The 22,496-nt window shown below is 65.2% G+C and carries 18 protein-coding genes and 1 rRNA gene; 5 read left to right on the forward strand and 14 right to left on the reverse strand.

The genetic code is table 11. The features are described from left to right. Positions 1-165: 165 nt before the first annotated feature. The 4 genes from argC to ACT2FV_RS18190 form a co-directional block, all read right to left on the reverse strand. Positions 166-1,116: an N-acetyl-gamma-glutamyl-phosphate reductase gene (gene argC, locus ACT2FV_RS18175; RefSeq protein ID WP_124628539.1), complete on the reverse strand. Its 951-nt coding sequence runs from the start codon at positions 1,114-1,116 to the stop codon at positions 166-168. Positions 1,117-1,303: 187 nt separating this feature from the next. After that, a complete protein-coding gene (locus ACT2FV_RS18180; protein ID WP_044846329.1) occupies positions 1,304-1,876 on the reverse strand; it encodes a flavodoxin family protein in 573 nt (190 codons plus the stop codon). A gap of 229 nt (positions 1,877-2,105) precedes the next feature. Then, positions 2,106-2,708: a YbhB/YbcL family Raf kinase inhibitor-like protein gene (locus tag ACT2FV_RS18185; RefSeq protein WP_175817272.1), complete on the reverse strand. Its 603-nt coding sequence runs from the start codon at positions 2,706-2,708 to the stop codon at positions 2,106-2,108. Between the two features lie 221 nt (positions 2,709-2,929). Then, entirely contained in the window at positions 2,930-3,616 is a 687-nt protein-coding gene (locus ACT2FV_RS18190) for an orotate phosphoribosyltransferase (RefSeq protein WP_006752465.1), read from the reverse strand. A gap of 461 nt (positions 3,617-4,077) precedes the next feature. On the opposite strand from ACT2FV_RS18190, the gene ACT2FV_RS18195 reads away from it, so the two are divergent. Next, entirely contained in the window at positions 4,078-6,348 is a 2,271-nt protein-coding gene (locus ACT2FV_RS18195) for an NADP-dependent malic enzyme (protein WP_059608515.1), read from the forward strand. Positions 6,349-6,486: 138 nt separating this feature from the next. On the opposite strand, the gene ACT2FV_RS18200 is transcribed toward ACT2FV_RS18195, so the two are convergent. Then, positions 6,487-10,077 carry an indolepyruvate ferredoxin oxidoreductase family protein gene (locus ACT2FV_RS18200; protein ID WP_444504567.1) on the reverse strand — a complete coding sequence of 1,197 codons (3,591 nt, stop codon included), beginning with the start codon at positions 10,075-10,077 and terminating at the stop codon, positions 6,487-6,489. Between the two features lie 320 nt (positions 10,078-10,397). On the opposite strand from ACT2FV_RS18200, the gene ACT2FV_RS18205 reads away from it, so the two are divergent. Further along, complete coding sequence (locus ACT2FV_RS18205) at positions 10,398-10,589, forward strand: hypothetical protein (protein WP_124905731.1); 192 nt, start codon at positions 10,398-10,400, stop codon at positions 10,587-10,589. Between the two features lie 139 nt (positions 10,590-10,728). Here ACT2FV_RS18205 and hppD read toward each other — a convergent pair whose 3' ends face one another. Continuing rightward, complete coding sequence (hppD, locus tag ACT2FV_RS18210) at positions 10,729-11,826, reverse strand: 4-hydroxyphenylpyruvate dioxygenase (RefSeq protein WP_124905729.1); 1,098 nt, start codon at positions 11,824-11,826, stop codon at positions 10,729-10,731. A 211-nt stretch (positions 11,827-12,037) separates the two neighbouring features. Here hppD and ACT2FV_RS18215 point away from each other — a divergent pair, with 211 nt between their 5' ends. Continuing rightward, positions 12,038-12,562 (forward strand): Lrp/AsnC family transcriptional regulator, encoded by a 525-nt coding sequence (locus tag ACT2FV_RS18215; RefSeq protein WP_059608511.1) that lies wholly within the window; start codon positions 12,038-12,040, stop codon positions 12,560-12,562. A gap of 69 nt (positions 12,563-12,631) precedes the next feature. Here ACT2FV_RS18215 and ACT2FV_RS18220 read toward each other — a convergent pair whose 3' ends face one another. The 8 genes from ACT2FV_RS18220 to paaA form a co-directional block, all read right to left on the reverse strand. Further along, a complete protein-coding gene (locus ACT2FV_RS18220) occupies positions 12,632-13,279 on the reverse strand; it encodes a GNAT family N-acetyltransferase (protein ID WP_151050630.1) in 648 nt (215 codons plus the stop codon). Between the two features lie 234 nt (positions 13,280-13,513). Next, on the reverse strand, positions 13,514-14,119 hold the full coding sequence (locus ACT2FV_RS18225; protein ID WP_006757885.1) for a TetR/AcrR family transcriptional regulator: 606 nt from the start codon (positions 14,117-14,119) through the stop codon (positions 13,514-13,516). A 23-nt stretch (positions 14,120-14,142) separates the two neighbouring features. Then, positions 14,143-14,958, reverse strand: a complete 816-nt coding sequence (locus ACT2FV_RS18230; protein ID WP_059608510.1) for a DUF1835 domain-containing protein — start codon at positions 14,956-14,958, stop codon at positions 14,143-14,145. Positions 14,959-15,087: 129 nt separating this feature from the next. Next, positions 15,088-16,176, reverse strand: a complete 1,089-nt coding sequence (paaE, locus tag ACT2FV_RS18235; RefSeq protein ID WP_444504568.1) for a 1,2-phenylacetyl-CoA epoxidase subunit PaaE — start codon at positions 16,174-16,176, stop codon at positions 15,088-15,090. Between the two features lie 2 nt (positions 16,177-16,178). Further along, positions 16,179-16,742 carry a 1,2-phenylacetyl-CoA epoxidase subunit PaaD gene (paaD, locus tag ACT2FV_RS18240; protein WP_226118680.1) on the reverse strand — a complete coding sequence of 188 codons (564 nt, stop codon included), beginning with the start codon at positions 16,740-16,742 and terminating at the stop codon, positions 16,179-16,181. Between the two features lie 25 nt (positions 16,743-16,767). Further along, positions 16,768-17,571 (reverse strand): 1,2-phenylacetyl-CoA epoxidase subunit PaaC, encoded by an 804-nt coding sequence (gene paaC / locus ACT2FV_RS18245; RefSeq protein ID WP_124905727.1) that lies wholly within the window; start codon positions 17,569-17,571, stop codon positions 16,768-16,770. A gap of 10 nt (positions 17,572-17,581) precedes the next feature. Beyond that, positions 17,582-17,866: a 1,2-phenylacetyl-CoA epoxidase subunit PaaB gene (gene paaB, locus ACT2FV_RS18250; RefSeq protein ID WP_006752453.1), complete on the reverse strand. Its 285-nt coding sequence runs from the start codon at positions 17,864-17,866 to the stop codon at positions 17,582-17,584. 36 nt (positions 17,867-17,902) lie between these two features. Continuing rightward, the gene (gene paaA, locus ACT2FV_RS18255) at positions 17,903-18,901 is read right to left on the reverse strand and encodes a 1,2-phenylacetyl-CoA epoxidase subunit PaaA (protein ID WP_151050628.1); all 999 of its coding nucleotides are present in this window, start codon (positions 18,899-18,901) and stop codon (positions 17,903-17,905) included. A 197-nt stretch (positions 18,902-19,098) separates the two neighbouring features. Between paaA and ACT2FV_RS18260 the strand changes: the two genes are divergently transcribed. Both ACT2FV_RS18260 and ACT2FV_RS18265 read left to right on the forward strand, forming a co-directional pair. Continuing rightward, positions 19,099-20,364 (forward strand): SGNH/GDSL hydrolase family protein, encoded by a 1,266-nt coding sequence (locus tag ACT2FV_RS18260; protein WP_444504569.1) that lies wholly within the window; start codon positions 19,099-19,101, stop codon positions 20,362-20,364. A 567-nt stretch (positions 20,365-20,931) separates the two neighbouring features. Further along, positions 20,932-22,464, forward strand: a 16S ribosomal RNA gene (locus tag ACT2FV_RS18265). Positions 22,465-22,496 lie beyond the last annotated feature (32 nt).

The following is a 22,496-nucleotide window of genomic DNA, read 5'->3' on the forward strand; positions in this document are numbered from 1 at the left end:
TATTCGGGATTGGCTGGAGAAAATTGGGGTAATTAATTCATCGGTAATCGCGCAATGGAAAGCTTGTAAATATTTGTAAATGCGCGAACCGGATTTTATTGATTGCCTGATACGGGAAAATAAAAAGCCGGCCAGCGGCCGGCTTTGCATCGCATGCAAGCGCAATCAGCGTTTGAGGCCTGCATCCTCGGCGGCGCCGATGTTGAGGTTCATGCACTGGATCGCCGCGCCCGATGCGCCCTTGCCCAGGTTGTCGAGGCGCGCGACCGTGACGAAGCGCTCTTCGTTGCCGAACACGAACAGGTCGACGCGGTTCGTGTCGTTGTTCGCCTGCACGTCGAAGAAGCCGCTGTCGAGGTTCGCATCCGCGTTGAACGGCGCGACGCGCACGAACGGTTCGTCCGCGTAGTACTCGGCGAACACGCGCTGCACGTCCTGCGGCGTCGCGCGCTTCGCGAGCTGTTCGGGCGAGAAGTAGGTCGTCACGGCAAGGCCCTTCAGGAACGGGCCGACGATCGGCGTGAAGATCGGTGCGTGCGCGAGGCCCGTGTGCGCGGCCATTTCCGGCAGGTGCTTGTGCGCAAGCGCGAGCGCGTACGGACGCGGGCTCGCGAGCTTGCCGCCCGGCGCCGCGTTCTCGTATTCGGCGATCATCGACTTGCCGCCGCCGCTGTAGCCGGTGATCGAGTAGCTGTGCGCGGCGAAGGTCGGCGCGACGATGCCGGCATCCACGAGCGGACGCATCGCGAGCACGAACGCCGATGCGTGGCAGCCCGGCACGGCGATGCGCTTCGACGTGCGAATCTTCTCGCGCTGCGCGCGCGTCAGTTCCGGCAGGCCGTACGCCCAGTCGGCGTGCGTGCGGAACGCGGTGCTCGCGTCGATCAACGTTGTGTTCGGGTTCTCGACCAGCGATGCCGATTCGCGCGACGCGACGTCCGGCAGGCACAGGAACGTGACGTCCGATGCGTTGATCAGGCGGCGGCGCTCGTCGACGTCCTTGCGCTTCGCTTCATCGATGCGCAGGATCTCGATGTCGTTGCGCGCCGACAGGTATTCGAAGATCTTGAGGCCGGTCGTACCTTCCTGGCCGTCGACAAAAACTTTGGTGCTCATTTCGTTCTCGCTGAATGAAACGGGAGCCGCGGCGCCCTTAAACCGCCATTTTAAGACCTCATCCGGCGGGCCTGCACCGCACGGGGCGAAAAAAAGACGGCCCGCGGGCCGTCTTGTACCGCTCTCGCGCGCCTGCGCGGCATTGCCGCGTCACCGGCGGCGCGGCCGGGCGCGCGTGCCGCCGCGTTCAGCGGCCGCCGGCCAGCCAGCGGGCGGTCGCCTCGGCGACGCGCCGGCCGAACGCCTTCGCGGTCTCGAGGTCGCCCGGCAGCGGGCCCTCGTCGGGCGTCGCATCCGCCGGCGACTGCGCGAGCAGGCCCGTGAAGCCGCCGACGTAGTTGATGTCGTTGCGGGTGGCCGCCTTCGAGTTGGCCGGCATCATGCCCGTGCCGACCCACACCATCCCATGCTGCATCGCCAGTGTGACGAAATACTGAATGGTCGAGAACTTGTCGCCGTTCATCGTCGCGGAGTTCGTGAAGCCCGCGGCGATCTTGTCCTTCCATTTCTGCGTGAACCACGGTTTCGACGTGGCATCGGCGAACTGCTTGAACTGCGCGGACGGGCCGCCCATGTAGGTCGGCGCGCCGAAGACGATCGCGTCCGCCGCGTCCAGCGCGGCCCAGCCCGCGTCGTCGAGTTCGCCGACGGCGATCAGGCGTGCGGTGGCGCCGGCGTCCTGCGCGCCTGCGTGGACGGCGTCGGCCAGTTTCTGTGTGTGACCGTAGCCGCTGTGATAGACGATGACGATGTTCGACATGAAGCGTTCTCCGGAAGGGGACGAAACGGCGGGCGTCGCGGCCTGCCGCGTCACGCGCCGCGGTCGGGCGGCGCGACGGATGCGCGGCGGGATGCCGCGACCGGTGACGCCGAGTCTAGCAAGTCGAAATGACGGGAGAAAAGCACGCAGGCGAGGCGGGGAAATTCGCGGGCGCGGGCGAGGGAGGCCGGGGACACGCGCAACGGGGCAGGCGGCGGCGCGAGAGCGCTCACTGGCCGTAAGTGACCGTGAGCCGCGCGGTGCCGATCGTCAGCGTGCCGATCTCGTGCTCGAACATCGGTGCGGGGCGCCCTTGCGCGACGCGCAGGTCCGTGCCCTTCAGCGCATAGACGGTGATGACGTAGCGGTGCGGCTTGCCGGGGGGCGGGCACGGGCCGCCGTAGCCGTCGATCCCGAAGTCGTTGCGCGCCTCGCTCGCGCCGATGCGGCGCAGGAGGCCCGACGCGCTCGCGTCGGCCGGCAGGCTCGTGACGCTTGCCGGGATGCCGGCGACAGCCCAGTGCCACCAGCCGTGCCCCGGCGCATCCGGATCGAAGATCGTGATCGCGTAGCCCTGCGTGCCGGGGGGCGGGTTGCGCCAGCTCAGTTGCGGCGACCGATTGGCGCCCTTGCAGTCGCCGCGGTCGAACACGTTCGCGGCGCCGACGCGGCCGCCGGCCGTCAGGTCGTTGCTCGACACGGTGAACGGGCCTTCCGCCCGCGCGGGCAGGACGGTGAACGCGACGCACGCGGCGGCGCAGGCAAGGGCGGCGATGAACGGCGAAGGACGACCCGGGGACGCAGGCGAAGTGATCCGGCGATCCACACGCATATGGCGCTTCTCCCGTCACGTGGGCCGGACCGATGCTCCCGGCATTGTTGGCGTTGTGCGTTGCCCGCGCAGCTGATGGCGACGATGGATCAAGTCTAGCATTAGGGTTCGATGCGCGATGCGGGCCGGCCCCGGTGCGGATCGGTGGACGAAAAAAAAGCCGCTCGCGATCAGGCGAGCGGCTTGTTCAGCCAGGGTGCCGGCTGCATGCCGGCCCGGCATTACTCCTTCGGCGCCGTCGCGCCGCCGTGCGCGGCCGACCACTCGGCCGGCGCGTGCAGGAACTTCTCGACTTCGTCGAGCGTCTTGGTCTCGAAGTAGCCCGAGGCCTTCGCGACGCGCAGCACGTCCCACCAGGTCGCCAGCGCGTGCAGGTCGACGTCGATGTCCTTCAGGACCGACACGCTTTCCTTGAAGATGTTGTAGTGGAACAGCACGAAGCAGTGATTCACCGTCGCGCCCGCGGTGCGCAGCGCGTTGACGAAGTTGATCTTGCTGCGGCTGTCGGTCGTCAGGTCTTCCACGAGCAGGACGCGCGAGCCTTCTTCCAGATGGCCTTCGATCTGCGCGTTGCGGCCGAAACCCTTCGGCTTCTTGCGAACGTACTGCATCGGCACCATCATCCGGTCCGCGAGCCATGCCGCGAACGGGATGCCGGCCGTCTCGCCGCCCGCCACCGAGTCGATCTGCTCGAAGCCGACGTCGCGCATGATCGTCGTTTCCGCCATTTCCATCAGCGCACGGCGCACGCGCGGATACGAGATCAGCTTGCGGCAGTCGATGTAGACGGGGCTTGCCCAGCCGGAGGTGAAGATGAACGGTTTTTCTGCATTGAAGTGCACTGCCTGTACTTCGAGCAGGATTTTGGCGGTCGTATCCGAGATCGACTGACGATCGTAGCCTGTCATGGGCATTCCTTGGGTGATGAGCGAAGAGCGGGCGCGGGCCCCATGGCGCAGCAAGGGGAACCTGCCCGAGGGGCCGGGGCGCGATCGGAGGGCCAATCGCATCGCTGCGCGCGTAGCCGGCTATTTTACCCGATTCAGGCCGGTTTTCGGCGGAATTCGCGCGGGTTCGCCGCTTGGCTCACCACCGGCGAAACAAACGGGGCCGGACCGCTCGCGCGCTGATGCAAAGGATGCGGCGCTGCACCAACATGCGTCATGCGCGGGGTGTACACTAGGCGACCCTTAGAAATCGTTCAGTACTTTGTACTTTCCTCTTGCCACCCGCCAAGGTTCGATGGCGTGCCGACCCGGCGCGCTGCGTGCCGTCTCGCAGTCGACCACCCCTTCGATTCAAGTAGACGCGGCCCAAGGTGCTGTGTACTGAACCGTCAAAAATTTCGCATGTCTCTCGCAGGTCAATCATGGACGAACAACTGAAGCAGGCCGCTCTCGCTTATCACCTGAACCCGAAACCCGGCAAGATTTCGGTCACCCCGACCAAGCCGCTGTCGAACCAGCTCGATCTGTCGCTCGCGTATTCGCCGGGCGTCGCCGCCGCGTGCGAGGCGATCCACGCCGATCCTCTCGACGCGCAGAAGTACACGTCGCGCGGCAACCTCGTCGGCGTCATCACGAACGGCACGGCCGTGCTGGGCCTCGGCAACATCGGCCCGCTGGCCGCGAAGCCGGTGATGGAAGGCAAGGGCTGCCTGTTCAAGAAATTCGCGGGCATCGACGTGTTCGACATCGAACTGTCGGAATCCGACCCCGACAAGCTCGTCGAGGCGATCGCGATGCTCGAGCCGACGCTCGGCGGCATCAACCTCGAGGACATCAAGGCGCCGGAATGCTTCTACATCGAGCAGAAGCTGCGCGAGCGCATGAAGATTCCCGTCTTCCACGACGACCAGCATGGCACCGCGATCATCGCGTCGGCCGCGATCCTGAACGGCCTGAAGGTGGTCGGCAAGAAGTTGTCCGAAGTGAAGCTCGTGTGCTCGGGCGCGGGCGCGGCGGCGATCGCGTGTCTGGACCTGCTGGTGAACCTGGGTCTCACGAAGTCGAACATCCTCGTCGCCGACTCGAAGGGCGTGATCTACGAAGGGCGCGGCAACCTCGACCCGTCGAAGCAGCGCTATGCGGCTGCGACCGACGCGCGCACGCTCGCCGACGCGATCGTCGGCGCTGACGTGTTCCTCGGCTGCTCGAGCGCGGGCGTGCTGAAGCAGGACATGGTCAAGACGATGGGCGACCGCCCGCTGATCCTTGCGCTCGCGAACCCGGAACCGGAAATCCGCCCGGAAGACGCGAAGGCCGTGCGCCCGGACGCGATCGTCGCGACCGGCCGTTCGGACTATCCGAACCAGGTCAACAACGTGCTGTGCTTCCCGTTCATCTTCCGCGGCGCGCTCGACGTCGGCGCGACGACGATCACGGAAGAAATGAAGCTCGCGTGCGTGCGCGCGATCGCCGAGCTGGCCGAGGAGACCGACCAGAGCGAGGAAGTCGCGAAGGCGTATGAAGGCCACTCGCTCGAGTTCGGGCCGGAATACCTGATTCCGAAGCCGTTCGATCCGCGCCTGATCATCAAGATCGCGCCGGCCGTCGCGCAAGCCGCGATGGATTCGGGCGTCGCCACGCGTCCGATCCAGGACATGGACGCATACCGCGAGCAGCTCGGCGCAACCGTCTACCGCACCGGCATGGTGATGCGTCCGGTGTTCGCGACCGCGAAGAAGAAGCAGGCGCGCATCGTGTTCGCCGAGGGCGAGGACGAGCGCGTGCTGCGCGCCGCGCAGTTCGTGCTGCAGGAAAAGATCGCGAAGCCGGTCATCGTCGGCCGTCCGTCGGTCATCGAGATGCGCTTGCAGAAGATCGGCTCGAAGCTCAAGGCCGGCGTCGATTTCGAGATCGTGAATCCGGAAGACGACACGCGTTACCACCGCTACTGGCAGGCCTACCACGAGATCGGCGCGCGCGACGGCGTCACGCCGGAAGTCGCGAAGGCCGCGATGCGCAAGTTCAACACGCTGATCGGCGCAATGCTCGTGCATCTGGGCGACGCGGACGGGATGATCTGCGGGATGATCGATACGTACCACACGCACCTGAAGTTCATCGAGCAGGTGCTGGGCCGCGCGAAGGGCGCCGAGCACTTCGCGGCGATGAACCTGCTGATGCTGCCGGGCCGCAACCTGTTCCTGTGCGACACGTACGTGAACGAACTGCCGAGCGCCGAACAGCTCGCCGACATGACGATCCAGGCGGCCGCCGAGATCGAGCGCTTCGGCATCGTGCCGAAGGCCGCGCTGCTGTCGAACTCGAACTTCGGCAGCGCGCCGTCGGCGTCGTCGCGCCGCATGGCCGAAGCCCGCAAGCTGATCAGCGAGCGTGCACCGAACCTCGAGGTCGACGGCGAAATGCACGGCGACGCGGCGCTGTCGGAAGCGGTCCGCAAGGCCGCATTCCCGGGCACGACGCTGTCGGGCGAAGCGAACCTGCTGATCATGCCGAACGTCGAAGCGGCGAACATCGCGTACAACCTGCTGAAGATGGTCGGCGGCGAAGGCGTGACGGTCGGCCCGCTCCTGCTCGGCGCGGCGAAGCCGGTCCACATCCTGACGCCGGCCGCGACCGTGCGCCGGATCATCAACATGACGGCAGTGGCCGCCGCGAACGCGAACACGAAGTAAGTTCGCGCCCGCGTGTGCCGTGCATCGCGCGCGGCGCAATGAAAAACGCCACGGAACCTGCGTTCCGTGGCGTTTTTTTTGTGAACCGCCCACCGCGCGGAGGCGGACGTCCCTACCGTGAACGCCCGCCTCGCGCCGTTACGCGACCTGCTGGCGCGACTGCCCGCCCGACGGCGAACGCCACTTCGCGAGCAACGTGTTCCACTTCTGGCGTACCGCGCGCAGGTTGTTCTCCTTCACGTGGCCGTAGCCGCGAATGCCGTCCGGCAGCGCCGCCAGCTCGAGCGCGAGCGGGTGGTTGGCCGCGTTCAGCCTGGCCAGCACTTCGTCGATCAGCGCTTCGTACTCGCCGATCAGTGCGCGCTCGGTGCGGCGCTCCTCGGTGCGGCCGAACGGGTCGAGGCCCGTGCCGCGCAGGAACTTTGCCTTCGCGAGCAACCGGAACGCCGACAGCATCCACGGGCCGTACGCCTTCTTCACGAGATGGCCGTGAGCGTCCGTCTTCGCGAACAGCGGCGGCGCGAGATGGAACTTCAGTTTCCAGTCGCCTTCGAACTGCGACGACAGGCGCGCGAGGAACGCCGGATCGGACTGCAGCCGCGCGACTTCGTATTCATCCTTGTACGCCATCAGCTTGAACAGGTTGCGCGCGACCGCTTCGGTCAGTTGCTCCTGCATCGTGTCGCCGTCTGCCAGCGCACGCTCGGCTGCCCGCACCTTGTCGACGAAGGCTGCATAGCGTGCTGCGTATGCGGCGTTCTGGTACGCGGTGAGGAATTCCACGCGCTTCGCGATCAGGGCGTCGACCGCCTTCTTCGTGTGCAACGCGATCACCGTGGCGCCTTGCGCCGGGCGTGCGTCGCCGGCCGCGGCCTGCTTCACGCTCGCGAGGTCGTGGGCGGCGCGGCGGCCCCAGTCGAATGCCGCACGGTTCTTCTCGACCGATACCGCATTCAGCTCGATCGCTCGGACGAGCGACGCAAGCGTGAGCGGCAGCCAGCCTTTCTGCCACGCGTAGCCGAGCACGAACGGGTTCGTGTAGATCGCGTCGCCGAGCAGCGCGACCGCGAAGCGGTTCGCGTCGATGAAGTCGACGGCTTCACCCGCCGCCGCGCGGATGTCGTTTTCCGCGGACAGGCCCGGGAACGCCCAGTTCGGATTCTTGATGAACTCGGCGGTCGGCGTCTGCGCACTGTTGACGACCACGCGCGTCGCGTCATGGCGCATGCGCGACGTGCATTCGTCGCCAGCCGTGACGATCGCGTCGCAGCCGATCACGAGGTCGGCTTCGCCCATCGCGATCCGCGTCGCGTGGATGTCGGTCGGCGCGTGCGAGATCTGCACGTGGCTCATCACGGCGCCGCCCTTCTGCGCGAGGCCCGTGACGTCGAGCACGGTCACGCCCTTGTTCTCCAGGTGCGCGGCCATCCCGAGCAGCGCGCCGATCGTGACGACGCCCGTGCCGCCCACACCCGTGACGAGCACGCCGTAGGCACGGTCGATCGCCGGCAGCGTCGGCTCCGGGATCGGCGGCAGCGCACCGCCGTCCACCGACACGGCCTTGGGCTTCTTCAACTGGCCGCCTTCGACCGTGACGAAGCTCGGGCAGAAGCCCTTCACGCACGAGAAGTCCTTGTTGCAGCTCGACTGGTTGATCTGGCGCTTCGTGCCGAATTCGGTTTCAAGCGGCTCGACCGACAGGCAGTTCGACTGCACCGAGCAGTCGCCGCAGCCTTCGCACACCGCGTCGTTGATCACGACGCGCTTCGCCGGATCCGGATACGTGCCTCGCTTGCGTCGGCGGCGCTTCTCGGTCGCGCAGGTCTGGTCGTAGATCAGAATCGTCGTGCCTTCGATCTCGCGCAGCTCGCGCTGCACGTCGTCGAGCTGGTCGCGGTGATGGATCGTCACGCCTGGTGCTAGGAGCGCCTTCTGGCTGTCGTACTTCTCCGGTTCATCGGTGACGATCACGATCTTCTTCGCGCCCTCGGACGCGAGCTGGTGCGTGATCTGCGGCACCGTCAGCACGCCGTCGACCGGCTGGCCGCCCGTCATCGCGACCGCGTCGTTATAGAGGATCTTGTAGGTGATGTTCGCCTTCGACGAGATCGCCGCGCGCACCGCGAGCAGGCCCGAGTGGAAATAGGTGCCGTCGCCGAGGTTCGCGAATACGTGCTTCTCGTCCGTGAACGGCGCCTGGCCGATCCACGGCACGCCTTCGCCGCCCATCTGGCTGAAGGTGCTCGTGTTGCGGTCCATCCAGACCGTCATGTAGTGGCAGCCGATCCCGGCGATCGCGCGCGAGCCTTCCGGCACGTTGGTCGACGTGTTGTGCGGGCAGCCCGAGCAGAACCACGGCTTGCGCTCGGTCTGCACGTGCGGCTTCGCGAGCGCCATTTCCTTCGCGTTGATCACCGCGAGCCGCGCGGCGATGCGCGCGCGCACGTCGGACGGCAGCTCGAACTTCTCGAGGCGCGTCGCGATCGCCTTCGCGATGATCGCGGGCGACAGTTCGTAGTGCGCGGGCAGCAGCCAGTTGCCCATCGGTACCGACCATTCCCCGCCGGCGCCGTCCTTCTCGTCGAACTTGCCGAACACGCGCGGGCGCTGCGCATCGGGCCAGTTGTACAGTTCTTCCTTGATCGCGTATTCGAGGATCTGGCGCTTTTCCTCGACGACGAGGATTTCGTCGAGGCCGCGCGCGAACGCCTGCGCGCCCTGGGCCTCGAGCGGCCACACGCAGCCGACCTTGTACAGGCGGATGCCGATCCGCGCGCAGGTTTCGTCGTCGAGGCCGAGGTCCGTCAGCGCCTGGCGCACGTCGAGGTACGCCTTGCCGCCCGTCATGATCCCGAAGCGCGCATTCGGCGAGTCGATCTCGATGCGGTCGAGCTTGTTCGCGCGCACGTACGCGAGCGCCGCGTACCACTTGTAGTCGAGCAGCCGCGCTTCCTGGACGAGCGGCGGGTCCGGCCAGCGGATGTTCAGGCCGCCTTCCGGCAGGATGAAGTCGGTCGGCAGCACGATCTCGGTGCGATGCGGGTCGATGTCGACCGATGCCGACGATTCGACCACGTCCGTCACGCACTTGAGCGCGACCCACAGGCCCGAGTAGCGGCTCATCGCCCAGCCGTGCAGGCCGAAGTCGAGATATTCCTGCACATTGGACGGAAACAGCACCGGCAGCCCGCAGGCCTTGAAGATGTGTTCGGACTGGTGAGCGAGCGTCGACGATTTCGCCGCGTGGTCGTCGCCGGCCAACACCAGCACGCCGCCGTGCTTCGACGAGCCGGCCGAGTTCGCGTGCTTGAAGACGTCGCCGGTGCGGTCGACGCCCGGGCCCTTGCCGTACCACATGCCGAACACGCCGTCGTGCTTCGCGCCGGGATACAGGTTCACCTGCTGCGAGCCCCACACGGCGGTTGCGGCGAGATCTTCGTTGAGACCGGGCTGAAAGACGATCTGGTGGGCCGCGAGGTGCTGCTTGGCCTTCCAGAGCGAGAGATCGAGGCCGCCGAGCGGCGAGCCGCGATAACCGGAGATGAAGCCGGCCGTGTTGAGGCCGGCGGCGCGGTCGCGTTCCTGCTGGAGCATCGGCAGGCGCACGAGCGCCTGAATGCCGCTCATGTACGCGCGGCCGCGTTCGAGCGTGTATTTGTCGTCAAGCGTGACGGACTTCAGCGCGGCTTCAAGCGACGCGCGTTGGCCTGCGTCTAGCGGGGCATTCATTGAACTGTCTCCTCCACCCAGTTTGGGATCACCAAAGCTTCAATTGCGTCGACGTCTTGTGAACGTCTCGGCAGTGGCCGGCATATTCGCCGGTTTTAAGCGATGGTAGCACTGGGATAAACCCGTCGCTCACCGGCCGGTTGGCCTCGGCGCATCGACGAAACGGCGCGCCGCAATGCGTTACATCATGTAAAAGCATGTAAAGCCGGTCCCATCTTCGTACAAATGCCGTTAATCTTGTCGGCCTGCCGGAGGTGCCCGGCCGCGTCGGCCTGTTTCGACGCAACCGGGGAGGCGCCGGCAGTTTTAAAGGAGGTGCAATGAACACACGTCATATCCAGAGTTTCCTGATCGTGTCCGCCGCGTTTTTCGCGATGACCGGCCCGGTGCACGCGCAAGGCGCGAGCGCACTGGCGGCAGCCGGCGCGCAGATGCGTCAGATCGCGCCGGCGCAGGCTGCCGACGCGCAGCCGGCAGCCGCGCGCGTCGTGTCGAAGGCGAACGTGCGTTGATCTGTTCGCGCGGCGCCAGGCCGCGCCGAAACCACGCAAAAGACGAAAGGGCGGGAATCGCAGGATTCCCGCCCTTTTTTTCATGTGCCGCCGAGGCTCGCGCGGCCCCCGGCTGTCGGGCGCCGGGCGGCCGTCTGCGTCAGGCCTTGTCCTGGACCACGCCGCGGCGGATCTGGTCGAGTTCGATCGATTCGAACAGCGCCTTGAAGTTGCCTTCGCCGAAGCCCTGATTGCCCTTGCGCTGGATGATCTCGAAGAAGATCGGGCCGATCTGGTTCTCGGTGAAGATCTGCAGCAGCAGGTCGTCGCGGGCACCGTCGATCAGGATCTTGCGCTTCTTCAGTTCGTCCAGCGATTCGCCGTGGTTCGGCACGCGGCGGTCGACCAGCTCGTAATACGTGTCGATCGTGTCGAGCAACTTCACGCTCTTGCCGCGCAGGCCGTCGACCGCGCCGTAGATGTCGTTCGTGCCGAGCGCGATGTGCTGGATGCCTTCGCCGTGGTACGCGTCGAGGTATTCCTGAATCTGGCCGGCCGTGTCCGAGCCTTCCTCGTTGATCGGGATCCGGATCTTGCCGCACGGCGAGGTCATCGCCTTCGACTTCACGCCGGTCACCTTGCCTTCGATGTCGAAGTACCGCACTTCGCGGAAGTTGAACAGGCGCTCGTAGAACTCGGCCCATTCCTGCATGCGGCCGCGATGCACGTTGTGCGTCAGGTGGTCGATGTAGGTGAGGCCGTGGCCGACGGGGTTCGGGTTCGCGCCGGCGATCGGCTCGAAGTCGACGTCGTAGATGCTGATGTCACCGATCGCGCCCGGCTGCGCGCCGTTCTTGCCGCGCCAGCGGTCGACGAAGTAGATCAGCGAATCGCCGATGCCCTTGATCGCCGGGATATTCAGCTCCATCGGGCCCGTCTTGTTGTCGAAGCCCCACGCGCCGAGTTCGAGCGCGTGCTTGTACGCCTTCGCGGCGTCCTGCACGCGGAACGCGATCGCGCAGATCGACGGGCCATGCAGGCGTGCGAAGCGTTGCGCGAACGAATCGGGTTCGGCGTTGATGATGAAGTTGATGTCGCCCTGGCGGTAGACCGTCACGTCCTTGTGGCGATGGCGCGCGATCGCGGTGAAACCCATCCGTTCGAACAGTTGTCCGAGCGCTTTCGGATCCGGAGCGGTGTATTCGATGAATTCGAAGCCGTCGGTGCCGACGGGGTTGTCCCATTGGGGGATCTGCATGTCGTGTCTCCTGTGCGGGGCGATCGGCCGGCGCGACGTGCGCGCGCGGCCCGGTTCGATGTCGAACGCGGCGCACGCATCGGCGTGCGCAACGAATCGGTACGTGCGACAAAGTGTAGCGGGCGGCCGCGAGCGTAAACTTGCGAACTTAATCGTCAATGCCTACGATGGCGCAATTTCCAGTCTCTGAACCATCATTGGAGGGCAGAAGATGGCGCAAGCCGAATTGGATGCCATCGACCGGCGGATTCTCGCGATTCTTCAGGAGAACGGCCGCTTGTCGAACCAGGAGATCGCCGAGCGCGTGAACCTGTCGCCGAGCCCGTGCCTGCGACGGATCCGGCGGCTCGAGGAGATCGGTGTGATCACCGGCTACGTCGCGTTGCTCGATCCGCAGAAGCTGGGGCTCGACCTGCTCGCATACGTGAGCGTGCGGCTCGAGAAGCGCGGCGGCCTGGCGCCGGCCCGTGCCGACGAGACGTCGGCGCGCGCGGGCGCGACCCACGCGGAACTGTTCCGCGCGGCCGTGCAGACCTGGCCGGAAGTGGTGGCGTGCCATGCGATGACGGGCGACATGGATTACCTGCTGCGGGTGCAGGTCGAGGACATGGCGCACTTCTCCCGCTTCGTGCAGGAGCATTTGCTGCACCATCCGTCGGTGATCGACGTGAAGACGAGCTTCTCGCTCGAGTGCTTCAAGGAGACGACGGCGTTGCCGATCCGGTCGGTGCGCTAGAGCGCGGTGCGGGAAGGGGAGAAAGAAGGCTGAGCCGGGCGCCCCGCAAGGCAGCCCGGTCGGCCGATGTCATGCCGTCAGCGCGGCGGGCATCAGCGATTCGATGAACTTCGACGTGCGGTGCGCCTGGCGCTTGAGCGCGTAGTCGAATACCGCGGCCTGCTCCTGCAGCATCTCGGCGAGGATCGTCGAGTGGTCGGCCGGTGGCAGCGACAGGTACGCATCGGCCTCGCCGTAAGCGTACTCGATGCGCATCCCGGACTTCTTCGCGATGTGCATCATCGTCGCGTTGCGCGACAGGCAATGCATGTACAGCATCGTCACGCGGGTGTTGCGGCTTCGGATCGCCGCGCGCTCGAACAGTTTCGAGCCGACACCGCAGCCGCGGGCGCTTTCGAGCACCGACACGCCGAATTCGGCCGTACGCTTGTCGCCTTCGGCGGGCAGATACGCCAGGTGGCCGACCCCGATCAGCTCGAGCGCATGGTCGAACACGCCGAACACCGTGTCGCGACCGAAGTCGATCGTACGGACATAGTTCTCGATCACATGGTCGGGCACCATCTGGCCGAAGCGCAGCAGGCGGTCCTCTTCGTTGAGCGAGAGAAAGTGGGTGAGCATTTGCTCACGGTCTTTGGAAGCCAGTTCCCTGACGAGAACCGGCGCAGTACCGGCGTGGCCGACTGCATCGGCACGGCGGTCGAGTTGCGTGTTCATCGTGGGTTCCTCAGTGTGTAGCTGCACGAGCAACTTGTGCAATGCAGCGCATTTTACCTGAGCGGGGTTGGGGAAAACCCGTATTTGACGTTATTTGTGCTGAGGGGGAATTCTAAATCCGCTTAGTTCATTCTCTATCTATTTGATTTTTAACGGATTTAAAATTCATCACATGAAATGCGCGGCGGCCTGTCGCAGTGTGCCCGCCGCGCAACGCATGCTGCTGCGCGGCAATCACGCGCCGGGCGACAGCCCGCGTTCCATCAGGTCGATCACCTGTTCGGCGAAGTCGCGGTAGCCGAGGCGGCCACCCGGCTTGAGCCACGTGAACGTCCAGTTGATCATCCCGAACACCATCATCGTGACCGACGTCTGGTTTTCCTTCGAGATCCGGTCCGGGTAGGCGCGCGCGAGCTGACGCGCGAATGCCGCGACGATGTCGCGCTGCCGGTCGAGCACGATTTCGCGCTGCGCGTCCTCGAGATACTTCACGTCGTTGAGCAGCGCGACATGGCGGCTGTGCGACGTCTCGTACTCGGCGAGGAACGCGCGCACCAGCTCGGCGAACGCGTCGCGCTCGCTGAGGCCGCGCCGCTGGCTCGCGCCTTCCACCTCGGCGATGATCAGCATCAACCGCTTCGTGTAGCGGTCGAGCAGGTCGAACAGGATCGCTTCCTTGCTCTCGTAATAGTGATAGAGACGTGCCTTCGACGTGCCGCTCGCGGTCGCGAGATCGGACATCGACGTGCTCGGATAGCTCGTCTGTGCGAATTTCTCGGCGGCGAGATCGAGGATCTGCTCGCGCTGGGATTCGTGGTCGGGCGCTCGGGTACGGGCCATGGTCGAATGCGAAAGTTGTAGCGTTAGCGAGGCGCGGCTGCCGCGCGCACCTGCGTGGAAGAAAGGGCGGCCGGCGCGTCGTCCTGCAGCTCGAGCCGGCCGGCAGCCGCGAGTTCGCGGCAGCGCCACCAGGCGATCGAATCGCTGACGAACAGCCCGCCGCGGTCGGCGTTGGCCATGATGTCGCCGACGACGCGTCGCGCGGGCAGCCAGCCGGGTTCCGCGTGCGCGACGATCAGCGCGTCGAGGTCCGCGTAATGGCCGCTCTCGATCGTGTTGCTGACCCAGTAGCGCAGCTCGGCATTCAGGTGCTTCGCCTCTTGCCATTCGAGCGCGAGGCGACCGATGCGCAGTACCGAGATCGGCGCGGCCACCGGCCGTTTGCGAGCGAGTGCCGCTGGCGAGAACATCCCGGTCGAGCAGGCCTGGTCGGTGCGGGTCAGCGCCGCGCGCTGCGGGGCGTCGAGGTCCGCGGCCGACAACCGCACCTCGTTCAGCCGCTGCGGCGCGTTGCGCAGGTGATAGGCGACGCGGCGCAACAGCAGCTTGTCGCCGACGCTCGGTGCGTGCCAGACGACCACCTGGTCCGTATCCATCGCGAGCTGGTCGAGGCGGGTGAATTCACCTTCGATCTCCGCGTTCCAGTCGGGAATCTGGTCGCCGAGCACGCGCTGCCAGAAGGCGGCGCGCGTGTCGGGCGTCTCGTCGGCGCCCTTCAGCGGCCCGACCGCGAGATCGTCGAGCAATCCGACGACGCGCTCGTCGCGTCCGGCTTGCGCGAGCGCCTCGCGCAGCGACGCGGCGGCGGTGCCGCCCTGAATCACGTGAATGGTACTCATCGGCCTGTCATCAACAAAAGAAAACCGCCGGCCGGGCGGACGTTGCGACGTCCAGCCGGCCGGCGGCCCCTAGTGTAAGCGAGATGTGTGACGACGAGAAACCGGCGCGCCGCGCCGGTGCGACGCCGCTCAACGCTCGTCGAAGCTCACGACGACCTTGTCGCTGATCGGATGGCACTGGCACGTGAGCACGAAGCCGTCCTTCACTTCGTGTTCCTCGAGCGTGTAGTTCTTCTCCATCCGGACTTCGCCTTCGACCACCTTCGCGCGGCACGTGCAGCACACGCCGCCCTTGCACGCATAGGGCAGCGCGAGGCCCGCGCGCAGGCCGACGTCGAGCAGGCTCACGCCCTCGTACGGCAGGCGCAGCTTGCGCTTCTTGCCGTCGAGCACGATTTCGAGATCGGCGGCCGGCGTCTGGTCGGTGATCTCGACGACGGGCGCGCCGGCCTGCGGCAGCGGCGTGCCGAAGCGTTCGACATGTACCTTCGCCGGCGGCACACCGGCTGCATTCAGCGCGGCTTCGGCCGCGTCCATCATCGGCGCCGGGCCGCAGATGAACGCTTCGTCGATCGCATCGGCCGGCGTCAGCGTGGCAAGGAATTCCGCGCATTTCGCCTGGTCGAGCACGCCGTTGAACAGCTCGACGTCCTGCTGGTCGTCCGACAGCACGTGGTACAGGACGAAGCGGTTCATGTAGCGGTTCTTCAGGTCCTCGAGCTCCTCGGCGAACATGATCGCGTCGACACTGCGGTTGCCGTAGATCAGCGTGAACGTGCTGCGCGGCTCGAGCTCGAGCGTCGTCTTCACGATCGCGAGCACCGGCGTGATGCCCGATCCGCCGGAGAACGCGACGTACTGTTTGCCGTGGTCGGCGTTCAGGTGCGTGAAGAAGCGACCGTCCGGTGTCATCACGTCGATGGTGTGGCCGGGCTTCAGCGTATCGAACGCGAAGTTCGAAAACCGGCCGCCGCGCACGCGCTTGATGCCGATGCGCAGCTCGCCGTCACGGTCGTAGTCGGTCGTACCGACGCAGATCGAGTACGAGCGGCGCGTTTCCTCGCCGTCGATGTGGGTCTTCAGCGTGACGAACTGGCCCTGCGTGAAGCGGTACGCGTCGCGCAATTCGGGCGGCACGTCGAAGGAGACGGTAACGGCGTCGGCGGTCTCGGGGCGCACATCGCGGATACGCAGCGGGTGAAATTGCGGGGTCGCCATGATCAATAAGGTTTGAAGTAGTCGAAGGGTTCGCGGCAGTCGACACAGCGATACAACGCCTTGCAGGCCGTGGACGCGAATTGCGCGAGACGCTCGGTGCGGGCGGAACCGCAGCGCGGGCAGACGGGCGCCGCGACGGGGCGCGGCACGAAACGCACGACGTTTTCCCGCGGCGCGGCGCCGGCGCACTGGCCGACGGGCGGCGCGATGCCGTACGCGCGCAGCTTGTCGCGCGCTTCCTGCGTGATCCAGTCGGTCGTCCATGCGGGCGCGAGCACCGTCTCGATCCGGTGCGGCGGCAGGTCGGCGGCGTGCATCGCCGCGGCGATGTCCTCGGCGATCTGCGACATCGCCGGACAGCCGGAGTAGGTCGGCGTGATCACGACTTCGAGCAGGCCGTCGTCTGCGCGACGGACGTCGCGCAGGATGCCGAGCTCACGGATCGACACGACTGGAATCTCGGGATCGGGCACGGCTTCGAGCACGTCCCACGCGCGCGCGAGCAACGGATCGTTGCGGTGCGCGGCGGGTGCGGTGTCGGCGGGGGCGGCAGTCTGGACGGACATCGTCGGGCTCCGTTGGGTCGGCCGGTTACCAGGTCGCGCCGGGGTGCTGGCGCGCGAGGCTCTGCATTTCCGCGAGCAGGTAGCCCATGTGCTCCGAGTGCTCGCCCTGCTTGCCGGTCGTCACATGCTGCACGGGCGCGGGCAGGGTGAGCGTCGCTTCCGCGAGCGCATCGTCCACGTCCGCGCGCCATGCGGCTTCGAGCGTGGCCGCTGCCGGGCCGATGCCGGATGCGGCGATCGCGTCGTCGACCGCGTCGGCGGCGAAGAATTCGCGCGTGTACGGAATCAGGTAGTCGAGCGCGGCCTGCGCGCGGCGATGCGATTCGTCGGTGCCGTCGCCGAGGCGCAGCAGCCATTCGCGGGCATGCTGCACGTGATAGCGGGTTTCCTTCACCGATTTCGCGGCGATCGCGGCGAGTTGCGCGTCCGTCGAGGTTTCGAGCGCCGTCCACACGTGCAGCATCAGCGTCGCGTAGAGGAAATTGCGCACGATGGTCACCGCATAGTCTTTGTCGGCGTGCGCGGTGCCGGCAATCGGGCCGTAGTGCGGCAGCTCGGCGAGCGTGAAGTTCGCGAACTCGCGCTCGGTGCGGAAGTACGCGTAGTCGTCTTCCGTCTTCGCCGCGCCGTTCAGTTGGCGGTCGAGGTCGGCTGCGTGCGTATAAAGCATGCGGGCCTGGCCGATGAGGTCGAGGCTCATGTTGGTGAGCGCGATGTCTTCCTCGAGGATCGGGCCGTGGCCGCACCATTCGGCGTTGCGCTGACCGAGGATCAGCGCGTTGTCCGCGAGGCGCAGCACGTAGGAGAGGTGTTCGGGCGTGATCGTCATGGCGCGGGCGTTACATGTGGTTGACTTCGTCGGGCAGCGTGTAGAACGTCGGGTGACGGTAGATCTTGTCGCCCGCCGGTTCGAACAACTCGGCCTTCTCGGCCGGATCCGACGCGGTGATCGCCGACGACGGCACCACCCAGATGCTCACGCCTTCCTGGCGGCGCGTGTAGACGTCGCGCGCCATGCGCAGCGCCATCGACGCGTCGGCCGCGTGCAGGCTGCCGCAATGCTTGTGGTCGAGGCCCTGCTTGCTGCGTACGAACACTTCCCAGATCGGCCATTCCTTGTTCATCACTCTCTCCTGAATCCTGTATTCGATAGTTGCCGCTCAGGCGGCTTGCTGCTTGGCGCGGGCGCGGCGCTTTGCTTCGTGCGCGAGCGCGGCTTCGCGCACCCACGCACCGTCGTCGTGCGCCTTCACGCGCGTCGCGAGGCGTTCCTTGTTGCACGGGCCGTCGCCGTTGACGACGCGCCAGAATTCATCCCAGTCGATCACGCCGTAGTCGTAGTGGCCGCGCGCCTCGTTCCATTTCAGGTCAGGGTCGGGCAGCGTCACGCCGAGCACCTTCGCCTGATCGACCGTCGCGTCGACGAACTTCTGCCGCAGGTCGTCGTTCGAGATCCGCTTGATGCCCCATTTCGCGGACTGGTTGCTGTGGACCGAATCGGCGTCGCTCGGGCCGAACATCATCAGCACCGGCCACCACCAGCGGTTCACCGCCTGCTGGACCATCGCGCGCTGCGCGTCGGTCCCCTTCATCATCGACAGCAGTGCATCGAAGCCCTGGCGCTGGTGGAACGACTCTTCCTTGCACACGCGGATCATCGCGCGCGCATACGGGCCGTACGTGCAGCGGCACAGCGGGATCTGGTTCATGATCGCGGCGCCGTCGACGAGCCAGCCGATCACGCCGACGTCGGCCCAGGTCGGCGTCGGGTAGTTGAAGATGCTCGAGTATTTCGCCTTGCCGGCGTGCAGCGCGTCGATCAGCGAATCGCGCGATACGCCGAGCGTTTCGGCCGCGCTATATAGATAGAGGCCGTGACCGGCTTCGTCCTGGACTTTCGCGAGCAGGATCGCCTTGCGCTTCAGGCTCGGTGCGCGCGAGATCCAGTTGCCTTCCGGCAGCATGCCGACGACTTCCGAGTGCGCGTGCTGCGAAATCTGGCGGACCAGCGTCTTGCGATAGGCATCGGGCATCCAGTCCTGCGGCTCGATCTTGCCGTCCGCGGCCATGACCGCGTCGAACCGCGCCTGCTCGGGCGACTCGGCTGCGGCGTCGAGCGGTGCGACGTTGCCGGGGATGTCGAGGGATTGCGTGTACATGGCGGAGGATCTCGTCCGGTTGAATGTGTGCGAAGTATAAACCAACCGACCGGTCGGTTAATAAATTTCTTGCGGATTTGCAGCGGGACTCGGGTAAACGTGGGGCGAGGGGCGCGATCGCCGGTCGGGAGGGCGGTGGCGCGTGAGACGGGTGGCTTCTGCGGCACAATGCCTGCTTTCCGATGAGGATTTCACCGATGTCATTTCGAAGCAGTTTCGTCGCGACCGTGCTGGGCGCGTCCGTTTTCATGTCGCCGTTCGCGGTCTCGGCCGCACCGGCCGGGTGGGTCGCCGCGTGGGCGACCGCGTTGCAGCCGATTCCCGACCTGACTGCGCCGCCGCCGCTCTACCGCGCGCCCGACGTGGCCGGGCGAACCGTTCGGCAGATCGTCTACCCGACGGTTTCCGGGCATGCCGCGCGGATTCGTATCAGCAACGCCTACGCTCGCGCGCCGCTGTTGGTCGAGGCGGCCAGTCTCGCGCGCGCCGGTGACGGCGCGGCGCTTGCCGACGCGACGGGCGCTTCCGTCCGCTTCGGCGGCAAGACGTCGGTGACGCTCGCCCCGGGCCAGGAGCTTGAAAGCGACCCGGTGGCGATCGACGTGACGGCCGGGCAGCCGTATGCAATCAGTCTGCGGATGGGGGCAAACCAGCGGATGACGGTGTGGCACCGTGTGTCGAACCAGCTCAATTACGTATCGGCGCCGGGCGATCATGTGAACGATCCGGGCGCCGGCGCATTCCGCACGCGCTTTACCCAGTATGCGTGGGTGACCGAACTGGCCGTCGAGGCGGGCGCCGCGCGGGCGAGTGTCGCCGCGATCGGGGACTCGATCACCGACGGGCTACGCTCGAGCCTGAACCGCAACCGTCGTTGGCCGGATGCGCTGGCGCGTCGGCTGGCCACGGCAGGTTCGGATTCGCTCGGCGTCGTGAATCTCGGGATCAGCGGCAATCGGCTGCTGAGCGATTCGGCATGCTACGGCACGTCGCTGGCGTCACGGTTCGAGCGCGATGCGCTTTCGCGTGCAGGGGTGAAGGCGGCGATCGTGCTGATCGGCATCAACGACATCAACTTTGCGGCGATGCCGCCGCGTGCGGGGCTCGATTGCGACAACCCGCATACGCAGGTCACGGCCGCTTCGTTGATCGACGGCTATCGCCGGTTGATCGAGGCAGCACATCACCAGGGCGTGAAGGTCTTTGGCGCGACGCTCACGCCTGCGGCGTTGCCGGCCGGGCGCGAGGCGGTCCGACTCGAGGTGAACCGGTGGATCCGGAGCGGCGGCGGGTTCGACGGCGTGGTGGACTTCGACGCGGTGCTGCGCGACCCGGCTCGCCCGAGTGTGCTGCAGCGCCGGTATGACAGTGGCGACGGCATTCATCCGAGTGACGCGGGTTACACGGCCATGGCCGATGCAGTGCCGATGGAGCGGCTGCGGGCCGCAGTCGGCGGCAAGTGACATCGCCTTATATATAGAGCGACGAACCACCGGCTTCCTCGAGATTGTGGGCGGCGCTCGGTCCCTCGGGCCCCAAAAGCCCCCGTGCGCTAACGCGCACGGGGGCTTTTTCAAAATATTTTCACAAAAGGGGTTGCGCAGACCGGGGCGGGTGCTTAGAATCACGCCTCTTTCGCGCTAACGGAAACGCGGCGCGGAGGAAGAAGGGAAGCGGTGCGATGGAGGGTGGGTTGTCGAGCCCCGGCGCACATGAAGTTGAACCCAGTCGCCGCAACGAAGCAGTTCAAAAAGTTGTTGACTGACTGAAAAAGACGGTTCATAATCTCGCTTCTCTGCTGCTGAAAACGCAGCGCTGCTGAGAAACTTCAGGTTTCTCGCAGAAATGCTCTTTAAAAATTAACAGCCGATAAGTGTGGGCGCTTGATGGAAGCGAGCTGATCTTCGGATCAGATAGCGAAAGTATCAAGAGTCTCACACTAAAGTAAGTCAGGTTTATGAAGTGATTCATATTCCTGTCAGCTTTGAGTGAGCGACCGGTTCGAAAGAACCGAAAACAGTAACAGGTTTAAACTGAAGAGTTTGATCCTGGCTCAGATTGAACGCTGGCGGCATGCCTTACACATGCAAGTCGAACGGCAGCACGGGTGCTTGCACCTGGTGGCGAGTGGCGAACGGGTGAGTAATACATCGGAACATGTCCTGTAGTGGGGGATAGCCCGGCGAAAGCCGGATTAATACCGCATACGATCTACGGATGAAAGCGGGGGACCTTCGGGCCTCGCGCTATAGGGTTGGCCGATGGCTGATTAGCTAGTTGGTGGGGTAAAGGCCTACCAAGGCGACGATCAGTAGCTGGTCTGAGAGGACGACCAGCCACACTGGGACTGAGACACGGCCCAGACTCCTACGGGAGGCAGCAGTGGGGAATTTTGGACAATGGGCGAAAGCCTGATCCAGCAATGCCGCGTGTGTGAAGAAGGCCTTCGGGTTGTAAAGCACTTTTGTCCGGAAAGAAATCCTTGGTTCTAATATAGCCGGGGGATGACGGTACCGGAAGAATAAGCACCGGCTAACTACGTGCCAGCAGCCGCGGTAATACGTAGGGTGCAAGCGTTAATCGGAATTACTGGGCGTAAAGCGTGCGCAGGCGGTTTGTTAAGACCGATGTGAAATCCCCGGGCTCAACCTGGGAACTGCATTGGTGACTGGCAAGCTAGAGTATGGCAGAGGGGGGTAGAATTCCACGTGTAGCAGTGAAATGCGTAGAGATGTGGAGGAATACCGATGGCGAAGGCAGCCCCCTGGGCCAATACTGACGCTCATGCACGAAAGCGTGGGGAGCAAACAGGATTAGATACCCTGGTAGTCCACGCCCTAAACGATGTCAACTAGTTGTTGGGGATTCATTTCCTTAGTAACGTAGCTAACGCGTGAAGTTGACCGCCTGGGGAGTACGGTCGCAAGATTAAAACTCAAAGGAATTGACGGGGACCCGCACAAGCGGTGGATGATGTGGATTAATTCGATGCAACGCGAAAAACCTTACCTACCCTTGACATGGTCGGAATCCTGCTGAGAGGTGGGAGTGCTCGAAAGAGAACCGGCGCACAGGTGCTGCATGGCTGTCGTCAGCTCGTGTCGTGAGATGTTGGGTTAAGTCCCGCAACGAGCGCAACCCTTGTCCTTAGTTGCTACGCAAGAGCACTCTAAGGAGACTGCCGGTGACAAACCGGAGGAAGGTGGGGATGACGTCAAGTCCTCATGGCCCTTATGGGTAGGGCTTCACACGTCATACAATGGTCGGAACAGAGGGTTGCCAACCCGCGAGGGGGAGCTAATCCCAGAAAACCGATCGTAGTCCGGATTGCACTCTGCAACTCGAGTGCATGAAGCTGGAATCGCTAGTAATCGCGGATCAGCATGCCGCGGTGAATACGTTCCCGGGTCTTGTACACACCGCCCGTCACACCATGGGAGTGGGTTTTACCAGAAGTGGCTAGTCTAACCGCAAGGAGGACGGTCACCACGGTAGGATTCATGACTGGGGTGAAGTCGTAACAAGGTAGCCGTATCGGAAGGTGCGGCTGGATCACCTCCTTTCCAGAGCTTCTCGCAAAATTGAGCGCTCACGC

The organism is Burkholderia sp. PR2, from assembly GCF_052372875.1.
Lineage (GTDB): Bacteria > Pseudomonadota > Gammaproteobacteria > Burkholderiales > Burkholderiaceae > Burkholderia > Burkholderia diffusa.